At 56.7% G+C, this 2,495-nt stretch carries 1 rRNA gene; it reads left to right on the top strand.

Annotation, left to right across the window (positions count from 1 at the left end):
* Positions 1 to 2,473 (top strand): 23S ribosomal RNA (locus tag ADK36_RS08095); the annotation flags it as partial.
* Positions 2,474 to 2,495 lie beyond the last annotated feature (22 nt).

A 2,495-nucleotide genomic window follows, 5' to 3' on the forward strand; every position in this document is an offset into this window, starting at 1 on the left:
TCTCGTGACTGCGTGCCTTTTGAAGAATGAGCCTGCGAGTTTGCGGTGTGTTGCGAGGTTAACCCGTGTGGGGAAGCCGTAGCGAAAGCGAGTCCGAATAGGGCGGTTTAGTAGCGCGCTCAAGACCCGAAGCGGAGTGATCTAGCCATGGGCAGGTTGAAGCGGAGGTAAGACTTCGTGGAGGACCGAACCCACCAGGGTTGAAAACCTGGGGGATGACCTGTGGTTAGGGGTGAAAGGCCAATCAAACTCCGTGATAGCTGGTTCTCCCCGAAATGCATTTAGGTGCAGCGTCGTGTGTTTCTTGCCGGAGGTAGAGCACTGGATAGGCGATGGGCCCTACCGGGTTACTGACCTTAGCCAAACTCCGAATGCCGGTAAGTGAGAGCGCGGCAGTGAGACTGTGGGGGATAAGCTCCATGGTCGAGAGGGAAACAGCCCAGAGCATCGACTAAGGCCCCTAAGCGTACGCTAAGTGGGAAAGGATGTGGAGTCGCAGAGACAACCAGGAGGTTGGCTTAGAAGCAGCCACCCTTGAAAGAGTGCGTAATAGCTCACTGGTCTAGTGATTCCGCGCCGACAATGTAGCGGGGCTCAAGCGTACCGCCGAAGTCGTGTCATTGCGATATGTACCCCCAACGGGGATCGTGATGGGTAGGGGAGCGTCGTGTGCCGGGTGAAGCAGCACCGGAAGGTAGTTGTGGACGGTTCACGAGTGAGAATGCAGGCATGAGTAGCGATTCACACGTGAGAAACGTGTGCGCCGATTGACTAAGGGTTCCTGGGTCAAGCTGATCTGCCCAGGGTAAGTCGGGACCTAAGGCGAGGCCGACAGGCGTAGTCGATGGATAACCGGTTGATATTCCGGTACCCGCTGTGAAGCGTCAAACATCGAACCAGGCGATGCTAAGTCCGTGAAGCCGTTCCGGACCCTTCGGGGAAAGGAAAGTGGTGGAGCCGACGAACCAGACTTGCAGTAGGTGAGTGATGGGGTGACGCAGGAAGGTAGTCCAGCCCGGGCGGTGGTTGTCCCGGGGTAAGGGTGTAGGCCGGTGTGTAGGTAAATCCGCACACCTTGTGGCTGAGACCTGATGCCGAGCCGATTGTGGTGAAGTGGATGATCCTATGCTGTCGAGAAAAGCCTCTAGCGAGTTTCATGGCGGCCCGTACCCTAAACCGACTCAGGTGGTCAGGTAGAGAATACCGAGGCGTTCGGGTGAACTATGGTTAAGGAACTCGGCAAAATGCCCCCGTAACTTCGGGAGAAGGGGGGCCACACCTGGTGAGAGTACTTGCTGCTCGAGCTGGGGGTGGCCGCAGAGACCAGCGAGAAGCGACTGTTTACTAAAAACACAGGTCCGTGCGAAGCCGTAAGGCGATGTATACGGACTGACGCCTGCCCGGTGCTGGAACGTTAAGGGGACCGGTTAGTCATTCTTCGGGATGGCGAAGCTGAGAACTTAAGCGCCAGTAAACGGCGGTGGTAACTATAACCATCCTAAGGTAGCGAAATTCCTTGTCGGGTAAGTTCCGACCTGCACGAATGGCGTAACGACTTCTCGACTGTCTCAACCATAGGCCCGGTGAAATTGCACTACGAGTAAAGATGCTCGTTTCGCGCAGCAGGACGGAAAGACCCCGGGACCTTTACTACAGTTTGATATTGGTGTTCGGTTCGGCTTGTGTAGGATAGGTGGGAGACTTTGAAGCGGGCACGCCAGTGTTCGTGGAGTCGTCGTTGAAATACCACTCTGGTCGTGCTGGATGTCTAACCTGGGTCCGTGATCCGGATCAGGGACAGTGTCTGATGGGTAGTTTAACTGGGGCGGTTGCCTCCTAAAGAGTAACGGAGGCGCCCAAAGGTTCCCTCAGCCTGGTTGGCAATCAGGTGTTGAGTGTAAGTGCACAAGGGAGCTTGACTGTGAGACCGACGGGTCGAGCAGGGACGAAAGTCGGGACTAGTGATCCGGCGGTGGCTTGTGGAAGCGCCGTCGCTCAACGGATAAAAGGTACCCCGGGGATAACAGGCTGATCTTCCCCAAGAGTCCATATCGACGGGATGGTTTGGCACCTCGATGTCGGCTCGTCGCATCCTGGGGCTGGAGTCGGTCCCAAGGGTTGGGCTGTTCGCCCATTAAAGCGGTACGCGAGCTGGGTTTAGAACGTCGTGAGACAGTTCGGTCCCTATCCGCTGTGCGCGTAGGAGTCTTGAGAAGGGCTGTCCCTAGTACGAGAGGACCGGGACGGACGAACCTCTGGTGTGCCAGTTGTTCTGCCAAGGGCATGGCTGGTTGGCTACGTTCGGGAGGGATAACCGCTGAAAGCATCTAAGCGGGAAGCCTGCTTCGAGATGAGGACTCCCACCCACTTGATGGGGTAAGGCTCCCAGTAGACGACTGGGTTGATAGGCCGGATCTGGAAGCACGGTAACGTGTGGAGGTGACCGGTACTAATAGGCCGAGGGCTTGTCCTCAGTTGCTCGCGTCCACTGTGTT

It is taken from the genome of Streptomyces viridochromogenes, from assembly GCF_001270495.1.
In the GTDB taxonomy this organism is placed as follows: domain Bacteria; phylum Actinomycetota; class Actinomycetes; order Streptomycetales; family Streptomycetaceae; genus Streptomyces; species Streptomyces viridochromogenes_A.